22 protein-coding genes are annotated in these 17,977 nt (G+C 50.7%); 7 read left to right on the top strand and 15 right to left on the bottom strand.

The window, feature by feature from the left end; translation table 11 throughout:
• Positions 1-16: 16 nt before the first annotated feature.
• The 6 genes from trpC to rpe all read right to left on the bottom strand — a co-directional run bounded on the left by trpC (position 17) and on the right by rpe (position 5,663).
• The gene (gene trpC, locus BTA51_RS23555; RefSeq protein ID WP_210404910.1) at positions 17-817 is read right to left on the bottom strand and encodes an indole-3-glycerol phosphate synthase TrpC; all 801 of its coding nucleotides are present in this window, start codon (positions 815-817) and stop codon (positions 17-19) included.
• Positions 818-827: 10 nt separating this feature from the next.
• Positions 828-1,865 (bottom strand): anthranilate phosphoribosyltransferase, encoded by a 1,038-nt coding sequence (gene trpD, locus BTA51_RS23550; RefSeq protein WP_094711545.1) that lies wholly within the window; start codon positions 1,863-1,865, stop codon positions 828-830.
• Between the two features lie 21 nt (positions 1,866-1,886).
• Positions 1,887-2,465: an aminodeoxychorismate/anthranilate synthase component II gene (locus tag BTA51_RS23545; RefSeq protein WP_094711544.1), complete on the bottom strand. Its 579-nt coding sequence runs from the start codon at positions 2,463-2,465 to the stop codon at positions 1,887-1,889.
• A gap of 23 nt (positions 2,466-2,488) precedes the next feature.
• On the bottom strand, positions 2,489-3,964 hold the full coding sequence (gene trpE, locus BTA51_RS23540; RefSeq protein ID WP_094711543.1) for an anthranilate synthase component I: 1,476 nt from the start codon (positions 3,962-3,964) through the stop codon (positions 2,489-2,491).
• A 311-nt stretch (positions 3,965-4,275) separates the two neighbouring features.
• Entirely contained in the window at positions 4,276-4,989 is a 714-nt protein-coding gene (locus tag BTA51_RS23535; RefSeq protein WP_094711542.1) for a phosphoglycolate phosphatase, read from the bottom strand.
• Positions 4,986-5,663: a ribulose-phosphate 3-epimerase gene (rpe, locus tag BTA51_RS23530; RefSeq protein ID WP_094711541.1), complete on the bottom strand. Its 678-nt coding sequence runs from the start codon at positions 5,661-5,663 to the stop codon at positions 4,986-4,988. Before rpe ends, BTA51_RS23535 begins: the two co-directional genes overlap by 4 nt.
• Before the next feature lie 117 nt (positions 5,664-5,780).
• Between rpe and BTA51_RS23525 the strand changes: the two genes are divergently transcribed.
• Positions 5,781-7,112, top strand: a complete 1,332-nt coding sequence (locus BTA51_RS23525) for a DUF3530 family protein (protein ID WP_094711540.1) — start codon at positions 5,781-5,783, stop codon at positions 7,110-7,112.
• Positions 7,113-7,192: 80 nt separating this feature from the next.
• On the opposite strand, the gene murU is transcribed toward BTA51_RS23525, so the two are convergent.
• Together murU and BTA51_RS23515 are read right to left on the bottom strand one after the other, a co-directional pair.
• Positions 7,193-7,879: an N-acetylmuramate alpha-1-phosphate uridylyltransferase MurU gene (gene murU, locus BTA51_RS23520; RefSeq protein WP_094711539.1), complete on the bottom strand. Its 687-nt coding sequence runs from the start codon at positions 7,877-7,879 to the stop codon at positions 7,193-7,195.
• Positions 7,867-8,955: an aminoglycoside phosphotransferase family protein gene (locus BTA51_RS23515; RefSeq protein WP_094711538.1), complete on the bottom strand. Its 1,089-nt coding sequence runs from the start codon at positions 8,953-8,955 to the stop codon at positions 7,867-7,869. The genes murU and BTA51_RS23515 overlap by 13 nt, the downstream gene beginning before the upstream one ends.
• Positions 8,956-9,174: 219 nt before the next feature.
• Between BTA51_RS23515 and BTA51_RS23510 the strand changes: the two genes are divergently transcribed.
• Entirely contained in the window at positions 9,175-9,603 is a 429-nt protein-coding gene (locus BTA51_RS23510) for a GFA family protein (protein ID WP_094711537.1), read from the top strand.
• Between the two features lie 164 nt (positions 9,604-9,767).
• Here BTA51_RS23510 and BTA51_RS23505 read toward each other — a convergent pair whose 3' ends face one another.
• The 5 genes from BTA51_RS23505 to BTA51_RS23485 all read right to left on the bottom strand — a co-directional run bounded on the left by BTA51_RS23505 (position 9,768) and on the right by BTA51_RS23485 (position 14,659).
• Positions 9,768-11,465: an AMP-binding protein gene (locus BTA51_RS23505; RefSeq protein ID WP_094711536.1), complete on the bottom strand. Its 1,698-nt coding sequence runs from the start codon at positions 11,463-11,465 to the stop codon at positions 9,768-9,770.
• A 307-nt stretch (positions 11,466-11,772) separates the two neighbouring features.
• Positions 11,773-12,681: an ABC transporter substrate-binding protein gene (locus BTA51_RS23500; RefSeq protein ID WP_246841147.1), complete on the bottom strand. Its 909-nt coding sequence runs from the start codon at positions 12,679-12,681 to the stop codon at positions 11,773-11,775.
• Between the two features lie 209 nt (positions 12,682-12,890).
• Positions 12,891-13,256, bottom strand: coding sequence for a cupin domain-containing protein (locus tag BTA51_RS23495; protein WP_094711535.1), 366 nt, complete (start codon positions 13,254-13,256; stop codon positions 12,891-12,893).
• A gap of 188 nt (positions 13,257-13,444) precedes the next feature.
• A complete protein-coding gene (locus BTA51_RS23490) occupies positions 13,445-13,783 on the bottom strand; it encodes a P-II family nitrogen regulator (RefSeq protein WP_094711534.1) in 339 nt (112 codons plus the stop codon).
• Positions 13,784-14,056: 273 nt separating this feature from the next.
• Positions 14,057-14,659, bottom strand: coding sequence for an NADPH-dependent FMN reductase (locus tag BTA51_RS23485; RefSeq protein WP_094711533.1), 603 nt, complete (start codon positions 14,657-14,659; stop codon positions 14,057-14,059).
• 101 nt (positions 14,660-14,760) lie between these two features.
• Here BTA51_RS23485 and BTA51_RS23480 point away from each other — a divergent pair, with 101 nt between their 5' ends.
• Entirely contained in the window at positions 14,761-15,684 is a 924-nt protein-coding gene (locus BTA51_RS23480; RefSeq protein WP_094711532.1) for a LysR family transcriptional regulator, read from the top strand.
• 52 nt (positions 15,685-15,736) lie between these two features.
• On the opposite strand, the gene BTA51_RS23475 is transcribed toward BTA51_RS23480, so the two are convergent.
• The gene (locus BTA51_RS23475; RefSeq protein ID WP_246841146.1) at positions 15,737-16,210 is read right to left on the bottom strand and encodes a hydrolase; all 474 of its coding nucleotides are present in this window, start codon (positions 16,208-16,210) and stop codon (positions 15,737-15,739) included.
• 220 nt (positions 16,211-16,430) lie between these two features.
• Between BTA51_RS23475 and BTA51_RS30815 the strand changes: the two genes are divergently transcribed.
• Genes BTA51_RS30815 through BTA51_RS23460 form a run of 4 tightly spaced genes read left to right on the top strand, consistent with a single transcriptional unit; the run spans position 16,431 to position 17,443 of the window.
• A complete protein-coding gene (locus BTA51_RS30815; protein ID WP_256385754.1) occupies positions 16,431-16,556 on the top strand; it encodes a hypothetical protein in 126 nt (41 codons plus the stop codon).
• An 8-nt stretch (positions 16,557-16,564) separates the two neighbouring features.
• Positions 16,565-16,792, top strand: coding sequence for a hypothetical protein (locus BTA51_RS23470; protein ID WP_094711530.1), 228 nt, complete (start codon positions 16,565-16,567; stop codon positions 16,790-16,792).
• Positions 16,793-16,843: 51 nt separating this feature from the next.
• On the top strand, positions 16,844-17,098 hold the full coding sequence (locus BTA51_RS23465; RefSeq protein ID WP_094711529.1) for a hypothetical protein: 255 nt from the start codon (positions 16,844-16,846) through the stop codon (positions 17,096-17,098).
• Between the two features lie 39 nt (positions 17,099-17,137).
• Positions 17,138-17,443 carry a hypothetical protein gene (locus BTA51_RS23460; RefSeq protein ID WP_094711528.1) on the top strand — a complete coding sequence of 102 codons (306 nt, stop codon included), beginning with the start codon at positions 17,138-17,140 and terminating at the stop codon, positions 17,441-17,443.
• Positions 17,444-17,723: 280 nt separating this feature from the next.
• Here BTA51_RS23460 and BTA51_RS30540 read toward each other — a convergent pair whose 3' ends face one another.
• Positions 17,724-17,876, bottom strand: coding sequence for a hypothetical protein (locus tag BTA51_RS30540; RefSeq protein WP_210404909.1), 153 nt, complete (start codon positions 17,874-17,876; stop codon positions 17,724-17,726).
• Positions 17,877-17,977 lie beyond the last annotated feature (101 nt).

Here is a 17,977-nt window from a genome sequence, read left to right as displayed (position 1 = left end):
TGCGCCCTTTCCAAGATCAAGCGAAGAACAATTCTTTCAGCTTGGCGCCGGGATCATCTGCCCGCATGAAGGATTCGCCTACCAGGAATGTATTGACCTGATGACGGCGCATCAGCTCCACATCCTCGCGGGTGTGAATACCGCTCTCTGTCACAACGATTTTGTCGTCAGGAATCTGGTCCAATAACCCGGTTGTTGTCTCCAGACTCACGTTAAACGAGTGCAGATCGCGGTTGTTGATGCCCAGTAGGGGAGTGTTCAGAGGCAGGGCCTGACGCAACTCAGCTTCATTGTGTACTTCCACCAGAACATCGAGACCAATCTCTCTGGCCAGGTCACAGAACTTTGTCATCTCTTCCTGGGTAAGGCAGGCGGCAATCAGCAGGATACAGTCTGCCCCCAGCATTCGGCTTTCGAATACCTGATACTCATCGACAATAAAGTCCTTGCGGATGACCGGGAGATCACAGGCATTTCTGGCCTCAACCAGGTATTGATCTGCGCCCTGAAAGAAATCGATATCAGTCAGTACAGAAAGACAGGCAGCTCCTCCGGCAGCATAGCTTTGGGCGATCTCTGCGGGGATGAAATTCTCCCTGATAACACCTTTGCTGGGAGAAGCCTTCTTGATTTCAGCAATCACCGCCGGTAATCCCGCATCCAGTTTGGACTGGATGGAGCGGACGAAGCCGCGGGCCGGTGAGGCAGCATCAAGTTTCTCTTTTATCAGGGATAGTGGTAGCCGGGCTTTGCGTTCTGCCACTTCCTCTTTCTTGCGTGCAACAATACGCTTGAGGATTGTTGGAGTATCGTTCATTGAATAGATCCTAGTCTTCTTTAAAGCAGGCGGTGAAGCTGACCAGCTCTGACAGCTTGGCCAATGCCAGTCCGGAGCCGATTGCATCCTGAGCCATTGCCACTCCCTCTTTGAGGGAGGCTGCCAAGTCAGCTGCATAAATGGCCGCGCCGGCGTTTAGGGCGATAATATCCCTGGCTTTCCGGCTCATCTCGTCGTCCTCTTTGCCAAGGGCTCCCTTGATCAGGTTGAGGCTTTCCTGGGCGCTGCTGACAGTCAGTCCGATCAGGCTCTTGCTTTCGATACCCAGCTCTTCAGGTGTGATGCGGTATTCGATCACTTCGCCGTCCTTCAGCTCTGCCACATGAGTAGGGGCGGCGAGGCTGATTTCATCCAATCCGTCATCGGCATGAACCACCAGGACATGGGTGCTTCCCAAACGTTTCAATACTTCCGCCATTGGTCGGCAAAGAGCTTTGCTGAAAACACCGATAACCTGTTTTTTGACCTTGGCAGGGTTAGTCATGGGGCCAAGCATATTAAAAATTGTGCGCACTGCCATTTCCTTGCGTGGGCCAATCGCATGTTTCATGGCGCTATGATGAGCTGGCGCAAACAAAAAACCCACGCCGATCTCCTTGATGGCACGTGCCACCTGCTCGGGGTTCAGATTCAGGTTAATGCCGGCAGCCTCCAGAACATCTGCGCTGCCGGTGCTGCTGCTTACGCTGCGGTTGCCGTGTTTGGCCACTTTGCCGCCCGCGGCTGCAACAACGAATGCGCTGGCGGTACTGACGTTGAACAGGTTGGCTCCGTCTCCGCCGGTGCCGCAGGTGTCCACCAGGTAGGGCTCGTCAATATCTACACCGCTGGCAAGCTGGCGCATGACCATTGCTGCCCCGGTAATTTCATCGATGGATTCGCTTTTCATGCGTAATCCCACCAGGAAGCCACCGATCTGGGCCGGAGTGGCTTCTCCCGTCATGATTTGCTGCATGACGTCCTGCATTTCTTCTGTGCTCAGGTCCTGATGATCAATAACCCGGGCAATTGCTGCTTTGATATCCATAGTTGTTGTCCTGTACCGTCGTTATCGCTTTAAAAAGTTCGCCAATAAATCATGCCCATGCTGGGTCAGAATGGACTCGGGATGAAACTGGACGCCCTCGATATCGAGTTCTTTATGACGCACGCCCATGATTTCCTCCACCGAGCCATCTTCATTTTCTGTCCAGGCGGTTATTTCCAGGCAATCCGGCAGGGTATCCTGGCGAATCACCAGCGAGTGATACCGGGTGGCCTCAAACGGATTTGTGAGCCCCTTAAAGACGCCGGTATTGTTATGGTGCACCATTGAGGTTTTGCCGTGCATGACTTTACCGGCGCGAACAATGTCGCCGCCATATGCCTGCCCGATACTTTGATGGCCGAGGCAGATGCCCAATAATGGAACTTTTCCGGCAAAGTATTTAATGGCGTCAATGCTGATTCCTGCTTCATTGGGGGTGCAGGGGCCCGGGGAAATGACGATCTTTTCCGGGTTCAGCTTGGCGATGTCATCCACGGAAACTTCGTCATTGCGAAATACCCGCACATCTGCACCCAGTTCGCCCAGATACTGGACGACGTTGTAGGTAAAGGAATCGTAGTTATCTATCATGACCAACATTGGATCAACCCTCTCGAATTCGTTTAAAGACCTTTTTGTGCCATTGCCACGGCGCGGAAAACCGCGCGCCCTTTATTGAGGGTTTCTTTCCACTCCAGCCGGGGAACCGAGTCGGCGACGACGCCTGCTCCCGCCTGAAGGTACAGAACCTGATCCTTGATAACTGCGGTACGAATCGCGATTGCTGTATCCATGTTGCCGTTCCAGGATAAGTATCCGACAGCACCACCGTAAACGCCTCGCTTCACCGGCTCAAGTTCATCAATGATTTCCATTGCCCGGATTTTCGGGGCTCCGCTTAGGGTTCCGGCCGGTAAGGTTGCTTTGAGTACATCAATGGCGGAGAGGCCTTCTTTCAGTTTGCCGGTAACGTTCGACACAATGTGCATGACATGTGAGTAACGCTCGATAATCATCTTGTCGGTCAGCGTCACTGATCCGATTTCGCTGACCCGTCCCACATCATTTCGGCCGAGATCAATGAGCATCAAATGTTCCGCCAGCTCTTTAGGGTCGGCCAGCAGTTCGGCTTCCAGTGCCAGGTCTTCTGCTTCATTGCGGCCACGCTTACGGGTTCCCGCGATCGGACGCACCGTGACTTCGCCGTCTTCCAGTCGTGTCAGAATTTCGGGAGATGAACCCACTACATAAAAGTCATCCAGATGCAGGTAGTACATGTAAGGAGACGGGTTCAGGCAGCGAAGGGAGCGATAAAGGTTAATGGGCGGGGAGGAAAAGGGAGTGGACATACGTTGGGAAATGACGGTTTGCATGACATCTCCCGCGAGGACGTATTCCTTGATTTTGTCCACCGCAGCTTCGAAATCGGGCTGGGCAAACCGGGATTGGAAGTCGTCTTCCTCCGCCTGTTGTTCGTGCTCCACATGAAGATTGTGCTCGGGAAGCGGGCGCCGTAACCGGGTTTCCAGTTCATCCAGACGCTGTTCCGCTCGGCTCAATCCATTCTCGTCTGCCGGGTCCACATGATGGATGAGGATCAGGCGACCACTGAGATTGTCAAAGACCACCACTTCGTCCGACACCATCAACAGAATATCCGGCGTATTGAGTTCATCAGGTGGTACAGAATCCGCTAATTTGGGTTCGATGTAGCGAATGGTGTCATAGCCGAAATAACCTACCAGACCGCCATTAAAGCGGGGAAGGTGATCCAGATCCGGCACTTTGAAACGTTGCTGGAATTCTTCAATAAAGGCCAGCGGGTCCTTGCTTTCATAAGATTCGACTTCGGTACCGGAACGGGTGATGGAAATATGATGTCCGGTGACTTTCAATATCTGTTGGCAGGGAAGGCCGATAATGGAGTAACGCCCCCATTTTTCTCCGCCCTGGACCGACTCCAACAGGTAGCTGTAGGGCTGGTTGGCGAGTTTCAGATAGGTGGATAGCGGAGTGTCCAGGTCCGCCATCACCTCACGAACCACTGGGACGCGGTTGTATCCTTGTTGTTTAAACTGGGCAAGTTGCTCAGGAGTCATTTTCTTAAACCTGTATCAGGGGCCTGTCGTGTTACCTTTTGATTAGCTCGTGTCCATGATCAATTCATGATACACGGGTAAACAGGCGAATTGTCCGAACTAATTGCGTCAATCGGCAGAATCCGGGCCGATCGATCAACTCAAAACGATATATTGGAGCTTGACGATGACATGCTGGTTATCGTCGGGGCGAAAGAAGAATGTAAGGCGCCTAGCGCCATCGAAAGGAGGCACCTGAAACAGGTTTGGTGAGGATGTGGTGTGTTGTTGTGTTCACAGTTTTGCTCTGTTACATCAATCAAGCCAGTAGCTTACAAAAGCTCCGCCAATGAATCAACCAGCAAGTCGGGTCCTGATTCACAAATGTCAGCGCCGTGGTTGTACCCATAGCTGACACAGACCGCGCTGATGTCTGCCGCCCTTGCCGCATTCAGGTCATGCACGGAATCACCGATCATGATGGTTTCCGATGTTGGAATTCCCAGTTCGCGACAGGCATGAAGCAGAGGCATGGGGTCGGGTTTCTTCACTGGTAACGTATCGCCGGAGAGCATCACGGAAAAGTATCTGGAGATTCCCAGTTCCTGACAGAGTGGTCCGGTAAACTGCCCGGGTTTATTCGTGATCAGGCCAATCGTGATGCCTTGCTCATGCCAGTGCCGCAGCAGGTCCAGAGTGCCGCTATACAACACGGTGCGGTTGGCAAAGTGCTGTTGATAATGATCAAGGAACCGCTGGTAGGCTTCCTGGTAAACCTCTTCCGGCACAGCTTCTGTGGAAGTAAGAGACAAAGTATGGGCCAGTGCCCGCTTCACCAGCATGGGAGCGCCGTTGCCCACCCACAGCCGGACCAATCCTTCTCCGGCAGGCGAGTAGCCCAGGCCTGCCAGGCTGTAATCAATCGCATCGGCCAGATCCGGAACGGAATCTACCAGGGTGCCGTCCAGGTCGAACAGCGCCAGTCGGAACCGGCGCTCTCTGATCCTGTTCAGCAGGTCATGATTGGATGGCGGGACTCGATTCATACGCTTTCGGCGAGGGCAATCTGCTTGCGCATCTCTGCGATTGTGGCGGCGTAGTCATCGGTATTGAAGATGGCAGAACCGGCAACGAATGTGTCTGCACCGGCGGCGGCAATATCCCGGATATTGTCCACTTTAACACCACCATCAATTTCCAACCGGATCGGCAGGCCGCTGGCATCGATTTTCGCGCGAGCTTCACGCAGCTTCTGCAAGGTTGCCGGGATAAACGCCTGGCCGCCGAAGCCGGGGTTCACACTCATCAGCAGGACCATGTCCAGTTTGTCCAGTACGTAGTCCATGTAATGAAGAGGTGTCGCCGGGTTGAACACCAGACCAGCTTTGCAACCGGCAGACTTGATGATTTGCAGGGACCGGTCGATATGCTCGGACGCTTCAGGGTGAAAAGTAATGTATGTGGCACCGGCCTCAATGAAGGATTCAATCATGGAATCCACCGGTTTTACCATCAGGTGAACGTCGATGGGGGCTTCAATGCCGTAATCACGCAGTGCTTTGCAAACCATGGGGCCAATGGTCAGATTGGGTACGTAGTGATTGTCCATTACATCAAAATGCACAATATCTGCACCGGCTTTGAGAACATTCTCAACTTCTTCTCCCAGGCGGGCAAAGTCGGCGGACAGGATGGAAGGGGCAATCAGTGGGGCAGCCATGATAAAGCGTCTCCGGGTTGGTGTTCATGTCAGGCGCCGGGGAGGGACTTCATCCCCAGGCAACAAAGTCGGCTATTGTAACGTGCTGGGGCCTGCGGGCCTATACTGTTATGCTTAATGTTCAACAGAAACTCTAAGGGGCTGACGCCGGTCAGCTGGAAAAGCCTGTTCTATATGAAGATCATTCATCATCACACTGAAGCGCCTATGGATTTCTATAAAAACTGCCGGAACATATTTGCAGTATTGAACAGACCTTCGGTCGTTCTGATGTTCGTCCTGGCGCTGCTCTTAATGCCGGTATCATCGCTGTCGGTATCGGCAGCGGATCCTGAACCGGCTGCGGGAAATGACACGGCAGCTGAAAATGTCTCAAGCAAAGAAGATCAGGACACGATGGCCGCGAATGATGCATCCCGGCCACCGGTGGAGAACTCAGAGAAGTCCCAACTCTTGCAGTTGGCCCGTAGTATCGATCCCAAGCAGGTGCTCTGGCTGAACGGACGGCAGGGAGATGTCGCTGCCGTCATGGCCCTGTACCTGCCTGCGAATAAGGCTCAGGCTGAGGGAGCGATGCTGATGCTACATGACGTGGGGCAGCATCCGGATTGGCCCGGTGTTATCGGCGAATTGAGAAAATCCATGCCGGACGCCGGATGGCACACCTTGTCTCTGGCGTTATCCTATCCGGATGCACCCGGTCTCCCCGAACGTGTGTTGCTGCCCAGGACGGACGAAAATTTTCCCTATCCGAAAGATCCTTCCTCTGAGCAGAAGAATGCTGAAACAGAGCCCACCACAGGTGGCTCCAATGCTGTTGAAGAACCGGACGCCAGTGGGCCGGAGCTGTCACAAAGTGAGCTTGATGCGACCAATGAGGCCACCGCGAAACTTGAACAGGAAGCCGTACCGATAGAAGAGGCCGTTTCAGAGAAGATCGACATTAATGCCCAAGAAACGCAAAGCCAGAAATCGAGACCCGATTCTGGCGGAATTGGCAATACCCAACGAATCAATCTCGGTTTGACCCAGCTGCAAGGGTTCGGACTGGAAAACCGGGTAATGCTTGGTGTTGGGAGAGGTGCCGAGGAGATGGTCAGATTCTTGATCGCGTATCCGGAATATGCCCAAAGCCTGCAGGGATTTATCTGGGTCGATGCGGAATTTGATCAGGATCTGTTGGTTGAACTGAAGGAGGCTGCCCCCGGATTTCTTGAGCGTAAGGTGCTCGATATCTACGATTCATCAAAGGAGGGTCTGAAGGATGCAGTGAAGTCCCGTATGGATTTTGCTCATCGGAACGGAATGGAGTTCTATCGCCAGGATGGACTTGCGGGGAGTACTGTCCTGATTGGAAGTGGTACCCGGCAGCTGCAGAATCGTGTCCATGCCTGGCTGAAGAAGGAAGCTCCGGGAATGAAATATGTCGACAAAGGAAATGCTAATTGATGTTGAGCGGGGTCTTGTGACCCCAGTCCAGCCCGGTCGTTAACCGGGCGGCTCGCTCTGTTTATTGTCCAGCACCCAGTTTATTGTCCGGCGCTCAGTTTGTTATCCAGCCACTGTAATCTTTCCGGTGTTCCAATGTCGTACCATTGTCCGGTGAAATGTTCTCCGCTGACTTTACCTTTCTGCATGGCGTTTCTTAATACAGGGGCCAATGGATAGACTCCCCTGGGGACCGATGCAAACAGGCTTGGACGGTAAATGCCGATACCCGCGTAGGTCAGCATGTTGGTGCCACGGGTATGGACCCGCCCTTGATCGTCGAGGTAAAAATCTCCAGTGGTATGATGCTCCGGATTATCCACCAGCACCAGGTGCGCCAGGTCATCGGCCGCCAGGGATATGCCAGCCAGTCTGCCTAAATCAAGGTCTGTCCAGATGTCTCCATTCACCAGCAGGAATGGCTGATCGTCACCTTCATCCAGCAAAGGCAGAGCCTGACGGATTCCGCCCGCGGTTTCCAAAGGTTCCCGTTCTGCTGAATAACTTATATTGGCGCCATAGCGGGAGCCGTCACCGAGAAAATCCTCTACCTGCTGGCCCAGCCAGGCGTGATTGATCACCAGCTCTGAAATCCCGGCATTGACCAGCTTGATAATGCTGTGTTCGATCAACGTGTGGGCTCCGGCTTTCAACAACGGCTTCGGTGTTTTGTCCGTGAGCGGACGCATGCGGGTACCTAGCCCCGCGGCAAGAATCATGGCGCGCATGGGGAGTCCTTACTGTGATCCTCTGATGGGTTATCCGTGGAAGCGGTATCTGGAGAAGCATTATCCGGTGAATTTAAATGCTGAAGAAATTGAGGTTTCAACTCGTCCTGTAGCCATTGGTGAAAGGCTGCCAGTTCAGGATAGCGGCTGCTGGCGTCGATAATGTAATCGAGGGTAAGCGGAATATCCTTCAAATACCCATGTTTCCCGTCTCTCAGTGAAAGACGGGAAAACAGCCCGGCGACTTTGATATGTCGTTGCATTCCTATCAGGTCAAACCAGCGGCGAAACTCTGCCGGATCTATCTCAGGTTCTTCCTGGCTGGTGCGTTGTTCATTCAGTTTTTCTAGATAATAACTCAGCCATTCAGAGACTTTGTCCTCGGGCCAACGGATGTAGCAGTCTTTGAGTAGCGACGCCACGTCATAGGCGATGGGGCCGATAACGGCTCCCTGAAAATCGATTACGCCCAGGCTGCCGTCCTCTTTGATCATCAGATTGCGGGAGTGGTAATCCCGATGCATGACAACCTGAGGTTGAGTCCGGGAGTTCTCTGCCAGAATATCGAAGGTACTTTGTAATAGTTGAGACTTCTCATCTGACAAAGACAGCCCCAGCAGTTTCTCCAGAAACCATTCAGGGAAAATTCCCAGCTCGAACCGGCACATAGTGTCGTCAAAGGGAGGCAGGGGGTAATCGTCTGGAATGGGGGCTTGCTGTATTGGCAGTAATGTTTCCAAAGCCAAGGGATAAAGCTGGTCACTCTGTTCCCTGGCATTGTTCAGGAAGGTTACGTCGCCAAAATCCTCCAGTAGCATGAATCCCTGATCAAGGTCTGCTGCATAGACCAGTGGCACCGGAATGCCAGCCTGACGCCAGGTGGTGGCAATGGCGAGAAACGGATGGCAGCTTTCCTTATCCGGAGGAGCATCCATCAAGGCATATCGCTGAAATCCATAGTGCACGCGAAAATAGCGGCGAAAGCTGGCGTCGTCGGAAAGTACCGAAATTTCGAAATCGGCATTGCTGAAAAATTCGCTCAGCCACTGGTGTGCGAGTTCTAATCTGGAATCCATTGACAAGAGAGGCCTTGTGATCACATCTTGGGAGGACGGATTATGCCGCGACTGGAGTCGGGGGACAATGATCTCAACCGGAAAGCTGGATCTGTTCACAAGTGACTCAAGTGGCTCAAGTTATCATTGATAAGCAGATAAGCAGATAAGCAGATAAGCAGATAAGCAGATAAGCAGATAAGCAGATCGGCCAAGAATGAATCATAAGGGGTGGCAGTGATGAATAACCAGCCGAATAAACAGCTACAGGTTAATGGTGGATGTCTGTGTGGTGCGGTTCGGTACAGGATTGAAGGTGAGCTGGTTGATGCCGGGTATTGTCATTGCCGGCTTTGCCAGTGTTCCAGCGGCGCACCGGTACTTGCCTGGCTTACTGTCCAGCAGGAGGCTTTGACAATCGTTCAGGGTAAACCCAAAGCCTATAAGTCTTCCGCCCATTACCAGAGGAAATTCTGTAGTCAGTGTGGTACGCAACTCATATTTCGCAAGACCACGCGCCCGAGAACGGTGGATATTACCATCGCCAGTCTGGACAAGCCGGCAGCAGTGGTTCCGGAATATCATATCTGGACTGACAGCCGAATTCCCTGGTTCGACACCAACGATACATTATGCCGCTACGCTGATGCGGGCCCGGATGTAGATTGAAGTGGATTGATGCGGATTGGTATAAATTCGGATTGGCGTAAATTAAAGCGCGCAGGGATGGCGGGAGAAATGTGAACAGGGAGGTCGATAGATCGAACGTCAGATAAAAAACGGGAGCCTTGAGGGCTCCCGTTGATATTACTGTGTTGTTATCAGTTATCTGATCAGGCGTTTTCCCAGGCGATGGTATCTCCGGACTGATCCAGGTTCGTCATCAATTCGCCGTAACGCTCTTCAAGCTTATTTCTTTTTACCTTGAGCGTCGGGGTGACAAGGCCGGTATCCGGTGACCAGTCTGTATTGGAAATCACAACACCGGAAACTTTCTCATGGTTCAGCAATGTTGTGTTGATCTGCTTGAGAAACTCCGTAATGTCTTTGCTCAGCTGATCTTTCGGCGTGTTCAGGACCAATTCGTTGAGAGTGACCACCGCGATCGGTTGCTTCAAGCCGGTACCGGCGATGCAGATCTGTTCAAACCCTTTAAAGGATGAGAGCTTGGCTTCGATGGGAGCCGGTGCCACATATTCACCCTTTTCGGTCTTGAAGATCTCTTTCACCCGGCCGGTCACTCTTAGATAACCTTCGCCGTCAATTTCACCCAGATCGCCGGAACGGTAGTAGCCGTCTTCGGTGAGCGCTTCCCGGGTTTTCTCCTCGTCTTTGTAGTACTCGGACATGACGGTTGGACATTTGAACAGAATTTCGCCTTCCGCGCTTAGCTTGAAGCCATTGTCAGGCATTGCCTTACCGACAGTACCCTGTTTGTTGTGCCCAGGGCGGCCGATAAAGCCATAGGCGAAGTTTTCTGTCATCCCATAGCCTTCTACAATCTCAATGCCCAGCTTGGAATACCATTCGAGCAGAGCAGGAGAAATTGGAGCTGCGCCAGATACGATAATCCTCGCCTGACCGAGTCCCAAGGCTTTACGCAGCTTCTTCGCGATCAGGCTGCGTACCAAAGGAATTTTCAGTAACTTGTCCAGCTTCTGCTGGGGCACTTTGGTCAGAATGCCGCCCTGGAATTTTTTCCAGAGTCGTGGCACGGAGAAAAATACCGTCGGCTGTACGGAAATCAGATCATTCTGGAAAGTGTTCAGGGACTGGCTGAAACTGATGACCATGCCTGAATACAGACTGGTGGTTTCTACCAGCAAACGTTCTGCGACGTGGGCCAACGGAAGGAACGACAGGCAACGGTCATTCCCGTTGATATCAAAGGTCTCCAGCGCGCGATAGCCGACGTGACGTGGTGCCCGATAACCGTGTACCACCCCTTTCGGATAACCGGTGGTTCCTGAGGTATATACGATGGTCCACACATCGCTGTCTGAGGGAACGGGGCTTTCAGCGTAGGGGGTTGAATCTGCAATCAGGTCCGCCAGCATATGATCAACTTCGCCCTCACGCTGGAAATCGCCGTCAGCGCCGTGGAACGAAAAGCCGATTTTAATCAGGTCTTCCGGCACACTGCTTCCAAGCCGATCCCATACCGGTTTGTCCAGTTTTCCAACAAAGATGGCTTTGCTGTCCGAGTGCTCAAGGATATAGCGGAAGGTATCCGGCGTTTGGTCCACATATAGAGGAACGCTGACGAAACCGCCAAGTTGCAGTGCAAGATCGGTGATGATCCACTCGGCGCAGTTCTTGGAGAGCAGTGCGATCTTGTCGCCTCTCTCGAAGCCGAGTTTGTATAGGGCACTGGTCAGGCGTCGAACCTTGTCGCTTACCTGGGACCAGGTGAATTCATGCCATTGTCCGTTGACCGGCTGGCGTAAGTAGAGATGGTTGGGGGCGTTTTTCTCCCAGTGATAGAACATCTCGATAGGAGACTTTCCTTTAACTAACTCTTTGAGACTCATACTTTCCTTCCTAGTCTGATGTATACGGTTGTTATATGAACGGGGCGTGTACTCCCGAATTTATATTTATTAGTCCGTTCATGGACGAATTATTTTTATTTGAGTGTGTGGCAGTTCCGACATCAAATGCTTACGAGTCCCCTTCTTGGGGTGGGCACCCCGGGGGTGTTCATTCGTCTGCGGTGGGTCTTTAGCCAGAATTGATGCTAGCCATGTCTTCAGCGCCGATGCGTGACTCTAATCACAAAATGAACGTTGGTCCACTTTATTCTGTATATAAACTGAGAGAATGTGGGGCTTTGGCGGATTATTGAAACTCGTACGGTTCAGGCATGAGTTCACCAATACCGAATTGATTGCCCAACCTGTCATAGGCTGGTTCATCCCGAAACTGCCGGTAGGCTTCGGCAAATTCCATCGCTTGGTGAGCAGCCGCTTTTTGTGAAAAAGCGATATACATCCTGGTTCCTGCAAAAGAAGCGCCTTCGAGTCGTTTAACCTGTTTCTCTATGCCTGAAATTTCCTCCGCCGCGATAGCCAAGGCGCTGGTAGCGCCGAAAATGGCATCGTACCGGCCACTCATCAGCATGATAAACAGCTGGTTCTGGGTGACTGTCGGCTGTTCAATGGGGGCGCCGTTTTTCAGCATATAGATGACTTCATCATTGATGTAATAGCCACCGGGCATTGCGGTGCGCCATTTCGTCACCATGTGCTGCAATGGTGGTACATAGATGATTTCATTGGCGCGTTTTTTCAGAATGTAGAGAGTGGAGCGGGAAATATGGAGCAAATTGTCTGGTAGGAAGGTGGCAAACTCTTCCCGTTCAGACGATTTTGCTACGTAGGTGACAGCATGAAACTCGCCGTCTTTCAGTCCTTTGATGACCCATTTCCAAGGGTGGCGCTGGAATCTTACCTCCCAGCCCAGGCGGTGCGTCACTTGTCTGACAATTTCAACATGAAAGCCCGTGAGTTTTACATTGTCATCAACATACTCAAAAGGCGCGTTATTGGCTTCCTCCATTCCTACCACCAGGGTGAAGGCCAAGGAGTACTGGCTGCAAAAAAATAGCAAGGCTGCTGTTAATGCGCGCATACGATTTACCTCTAAAGAATCGATAACCTCCAGAGCACCGACATCCCTGCTATCTCTCAACTTGGTATCTCTCAACCTGCTATCTCTCAAAGTGCCGATATCCTTGCGTTCGCTCAAATAGCCGCATCCTTGGAGTTTCCCAAATACCGACCCCGAGACTTTTAATCAGATGGAGCCCGTTATGGGAATCAGGTTAAGAAAAACCTGATCTTGCTATACAAGTATAGGTGGGTATCTCAAGTATAGGAGGGTATCAGTCATTAGCCCCAAAACGGGCTAATTCTACTGGCAAGAAGATATATGCGAGCCGGGTATTGGATGCCTCACTAGATCCATACGTCGTTTTCAGCTGTCAGGTCTCCACCTTCTGAACCGGTGTTTGTAATGCCCTTTGGTTCAATCACCAGCATTTTTACTTCTTCCTCGGCAAAGGGTTTGTGCTCCAGTCCTTTGGGAACCACATACATTTCTCCGGCACCGATATGGACGTGTCCATCTCTGAAATCTATGCGTAACCGCCCTTCCAGCACGATGAAAGTTTCATCGGTTTCTGGATGGTCGTGCCAGACAAAGTCTCCCTGAATCTTCACAACCTTGAATTGGTAGTCGTTCATTTCGGCAATGACCTTGAGGGACCATTGCTCGCTGAACTGGTTGAACTTGTGTTGGAAGTTAATCGCCTGATATTCCATGAATCTTCTCCAGAGCTAAATACGGTTTGTTATGCTGTGAACATGTTTGTTTATCATGCAAATCAGAGGCATAAACCGCTAGGACAAAATTGCGGGATTCATCATACCGCATCTGTCCCGGCCATTAGCCGGGGCTTCGGCTAAATAGACCTCAGACTGGTTACTTTGAATCCTGGGAGGGGGAATTACTACAAGGCACTTTGGCCCGTTTCCCCTGTGCGGATGCGGGTAGCCTGGATCAGGTCGAATACGAAAACTTTGCCGTCACCGATTTTGTCGGTTTTGGCGGCTCTGGTGATGGCTTCTACGACAGGTTCAAGAATGTCGTCCTCCAACGCCACCTCGACCTTTATTTTGGGAACAAAATCGATCACATATTCTGCCCCTCGATAGAGCTCGGTGTGTCCATGCTGACGGCCGAATCCCTTGACTTCGGTGGTCGTCATTCCCTGCACGCCGACTTCAGATAAAGCTTCACGGACTTCGTCGAGTTTGAATGGTTTTATAATGGCAATGACCAGTTTCATGCAGATACTCTCCGGAACGTTAGGGCTCAGCAGGTATCAAAGCATAGAGGATGCCAACAGAGATTCACTATTAATATCAGACGGATAGTGAAGCGTTTGGCATCAAGCTCCACCCCAAATACGCACCAAAAAGGAATTCCGGGCCTGACGATGGTAGATATGTGTGCGCATTCTCTACCATGGCAGGACCCTGGAACTTCCAGAGTTTCCACAAAATATTGATGGTCTCTCCAAGCCACACTGTAAGGCTGGAGGAGGGGACGTTCCCTCTGCTTAACCGGCTATACGAGCTTTTGCGACCAAGACCAGTTCTTCTGCCATCGCGGCAATTCGATCAGAAAGTACCTGATCCTGGAGCTGGCCATGTTCATCGAAAGCCTTAAACGAGCCAGGAACGGCTACTTGCTTGGGGATCACCAGACTGCCGACACTGGTCAGAATATCCCTTAAATGGCTAAGTCCACGAATACCGCCCAGGCTGCCGGGAGAAGTGCTCATAATGGCGGCGGATTTCTGGTCAAAGTTGGGTTGATATCCGGAACCATCGTGAGCAGGACGGGACAACCAGTCGAGTACATTCTTTAATACGCCGGATAGCGAGCCGTTGTATTCGGGGCTGGAGATCAGCAGGCCGTCGGCTTGCAGAAACAACTCCCGAAGCTTTTCCAGGTTTGCCTGTGTTTCACCGGTTGTTTCCATATCTTCCGAAAATAGCGGGAGTTGGTAATCGCGCAGATGAATCACTTCTACAATTGCGCCGGCCTTCTGTGCTGAGCGGGCTGCATTGGTCACCAGCTTCTGGTTCCAGGAGTCGGCGCGAAGGCTTCCTGCAAAAGCCAGGAAAACCGGGGGACGGATATCTTGTGTATTGTTCATCGTAGGGCTCCTTTCATTTAGGAATCAGATGTCTGAATGTTGGAGCCATTTTGGTATGTTTTTTCTTGAACAAAAATAGAATAAATGCAAATCTCTTGTGCATGAATGCACAGAAGTCTTCCTTACATCATCGAATTCAATCTGGTGCCCAGGCGGGCGACTGGAGCGATATTTACTTCGCCTTTCAGGTTGCCAGGCTTGGAACGCTGTCTGCAGCGGCCGAGGTGTTGGATGTTCATCACTCTACAGTGCTGCGTCGAATTAACCTGTTGGAAAAGCGCCTGAAGACAAAACTGTTTCATCGTCACGCACGAGGGTATTCGCCCACCGAGGCAGGAAAATTATTACTCCAGGTCGCCACTCAGACCCAGGAAGAATTTGACCGGTTGATGGGGCAATTATCAGGTATCGACGAGCAACTGACCGGAAGCCTAATTGTCACCACTGTAAATTCCTATGCTTCGGTATTAATTCCGTTGTTGGCAGAGTTTCAGGAGTTACATCCCGGTATACGCATCGAATTCGTGGCGGACCCCCGTATCTTTAAACTGGAATATGGTGAAGCTCATGTGAGTGTTCGCCCCGGGGCGAAACCGAAAGATCCGGATCATGTGGTCCAGCCTCTCAAATCCGTGCCCTATACGCTTTATGCATCTCATAAGTACATTGAGCGATTCGGCAGAATGAAAAGCCGTGAAGATATTGAGGGCCATCGATTTGTTGCCACCGTCACCCCCTTTAACAATGTTCCTGCGATGGCCTGGTTGAACAAGCATGTGCCTGAAGATCAGATATATCATCGCAGTTCGGACTTTGTTTCGATGATGCACGCTGCTGAATCAGGACTGGGGATCGCTGCTATTTCCTGCTGGCTGGGGGACCGCACCAATCAATTGACAAGGTTGATCGAACCACAGGAGGAATGGGAGTCACCATTATGGCTGATTACTCATAGAGATATTCATCGGACTCCCAAGGTTCAGGCGCTTACCGGGTTTCTGAAACAGCGGGTCCCTCAGCTGTGACGGATCTGTTTCTCGAATGCTAATAGCCTGATGCTCAACGTTTGCTGGACGCTTAGATCTGAGCCAGAATCACAACATAGTTTTCGCCGTACTTTTTCGAGCATTTAGGGCAGGTGGTGTAGAAGAAATAGAGCTTCTGAATCTCTCTTCCCTGCTTCCGGGCAAACGCTGTCATATCAGCAACCCAATGTTTCATATTCCGGTAAGGACCTTCGAAGACCCGGGAGAGAAATGTCCCCGACAAGGTGGCGGTTTTTACGCCTTTGATTTCTTTGGATATAGGCAGATATACATCAGCGCCCCAGAGAGAGTTCTCGTCTGACAGCACGAACATCTCCTCCGATTCCGCTCCGGCGGCTTCGATGACTTCCATATCGCGCTTCATCACTGCCCCAAAGTTGAGTGGCATATGGAACAAGCTAACTACATGGTCCTGCAGGAATCGCTTGTTATCCCACACAATCTCTTTGTCTTCCCAAGGCTCGGGGTCAAATCTGGGGCAACACTCTGTTGCTTGCGCGCTCATCGTCATCTCCTGAATCAAATCCTGTTGATGTGAGAATCATGACTGCCGTTCCTATGACTCGGTGGCGCAGGATAGCGTGAAAAGGGCTGGAAGGAATTGATTTGGGGCAGGAAATAGGCTCCGTCCAAATGGTCTATTCAACTGGGTGTATACAATTTGTATCCTTGGGGGGGGGCGAGAATTTGCTTGATGGAATTCGTAATGTGGAAGGGAGAAAGGAATGTTCAAGGTATCCGAATATCTTCATTTGTTTCATGAAGATTTGTATCGCATGGTAAATAGCAATTCGCCAAGAATCACCCTGGAAGAGCTGGTAGCTCATTGTGAAAGGTTTATGAAGAAATAGGAGCAAAAATGAGCAACATAAATTTATCACTGGATAAGATGGCGACATACGTACTATTGGAGGCTTTGACAAACGAAATAGAGCGTTGGAAAAGTATGACAGAGGAGACTGTTGGTGAGGATGCTTTAGCCGACTATGGAAATGACATGATTCATTTGGTCAACTTATATGATGAGGTAAAAGAAAAAGCTGTTAAGGAATATGGTGAACACATTTTGGACTTTTCACGTGGGTAAATATGCATCTAGCCGCATTTAAAAAGGCAAGATAATGGAAATAAGTCTTGAATGGCAGAACTGACATATAAAGAGATTTCCTACATAAGGTCTGCGTTAAAGTTCCGTCTGGACTGTCTGGAAAAAGAACTTGAGATGGATAACTCCGCTGAGCCTGAGCATCAGTTGGATGAAGATGAAAGACATGACCATCAAGAGGATATCGTCTTTTACGATAAGCTATTGTATATGTTTGAGAAGGCCGAAAAGCAGTCTGAGGACCTTAAAGTTGTCCAATCCATAGAAGTTCCTGAGAGAAATAAATAGATTTTCCAGGAGCAGCTTTACCAACATGAAGGGCGAAAGATGGTTTTGTCAGTTCGGTATTCTCATGTAAGAAATCTGGTTGAACACTACGCCCAAGAAATGTCAGATGACAGTGTTTTATCTATATTGGATAAAGGCCTGCATACAGAGGATGAAGCAAAACATTTAAGCTATTTCATATGGAAAATGATTGATGAAATGGCGAAGGATAGAAGGCAAGGCAAAGTTGTTCTGGGAGGAACAGACAACACCTCTATGCTTCCTGATGTGTCATATGAAATGGACGTATTGATGTCAGATTGTGGTTTTAGTGATATTTGGGAAAAAATATCTGATGACGCCTGAGATGTTTGTAGCTCGCTGGATATAGCACCCATTCGAGATGGACGGAGTTGCCACTGAGAGTGATGGTTAGTATTCTTTCTGTAGGTCGGCCTTAGGGTTTTCCCGGTCGATACCTTGGACGATGTGGAAAATTAATTTTCTGGGACAGTCGGTAGAAAGACACACTTTGTGAGTAGATTATTGACAGGCCAAGGTTACCACCCCATGAAAATAACAATGGATCTATAGGAGAGAATGCATGTTCAGTCACGTAATGGTTGGTTCGAACGATATTGAGCGCTCAAAGCGCTTTTACAATGCAGTGTTGGGAACTCTTGGGGCAAGCGAGCCATTCTGCCACAAAGCAGACTCCGGCCACATGAGACTCTTTTATCGGCATGATGGAAGTACCTTTTGCGTTACCGAGCCGGTAGTGTTCAGAATTCTGTGTCATTTCTTTATCCTATGCAAAAAAGAGATGACTTATGACCAACCCCTCCTTCGACATGGAAGCCGCACTGCAAGCATTGCGTGAAGGCAAAGACTTAACCGGTA

The organism is Hahella sp. CCB-MM4 (assembly GCF_002260525.1).
Lineage (GTDB): Bacteria > Pseudomonadota > Gammaproteobacteria > Pseudomonadales > Oleiphilaceae > Hahella.
The sequence above is the reverse complement of the archived record's forward strand: the minus strand, read 5'-3'. Positions and strand labels throughout refer to the sequence as shown.